Raw genomic sequence first — 654 nt, forward strand, 5'->3', positions numbered from 1 at the left:
TTTTGAGTACGTTTACAAGAAATGCTCTTAATCGATGTTCAGTAATGGCTCAACGTTAATGTATTTACCCAACTCTTTGCGCTTCGCACTTGGAATGTAAGGGATCTCACCTAACTTCGGTTCATCAATGCGCGATTCAAGCATTTCAATAATGTCCGCGTAATGTTCTGTGCCTGGGTTAACTCGGTTCGCAATCCAACCCACTAGGTTTAGACCATCTGCTTTGATGATTTCCGCCGTTAATAAAGCGTGGCTCAAACAACCCAGTTTAATACCCACGACAAGTACCACTGGTAGCTGCTCTTGCTGTACCCAAGTAGACAAGCTGTCTGTGTCTGACACAGGAACACGCCAACCACCAGCACCTTCTACCAATACAACATCGGCTTGCTCTTTATGTTGAGCGAGCTTTTCACTCAGCAAATCGTATTCGATTTCAACCTGCTCGTGCTTGGCTGCGATGTGAGGAGAAGCTGGTAATTCCAAAGCGTATGGGTTCACATCTTCATAAGCCACTTCTAAGGTTGCGGCTTTTTGCAAGTGCAGTGCATCTGAATTGCGCCAACCTTGCTCTGTTTTTTCGCTTCCTGCAGCCACTGGTTTGTAGCCAATGGTATTTAGTCCTTTTGCTGCGAGTGCTTGCAAGACGGCTTT

1 protein-coding gene is annotated in these 654 nt (G+C 45.9%); it reads right to left on the reverse strand.

The features are described from left to right. Window positions 1-27 precede the first annotated feature (27 nt). On the reverse strand, window positions 28-654 hold a 627-nt coding region (gene bioD / locus R8O10_RS25655), incomplete at its 5' end, for a dethiobiotin synthase (RefSeq protein ID WP_318192015.1).

It is taken from the genome of Vibrio sp. 1727 (assembly GCF_033344415.1).
Classification (GTDB): domain Bacteria; phylum Pseudomonadota; class Gammaproteobacteria; order Enterobacterales; family Vibrionaceae; genus Vibrio; species Vibrio alginolyticus.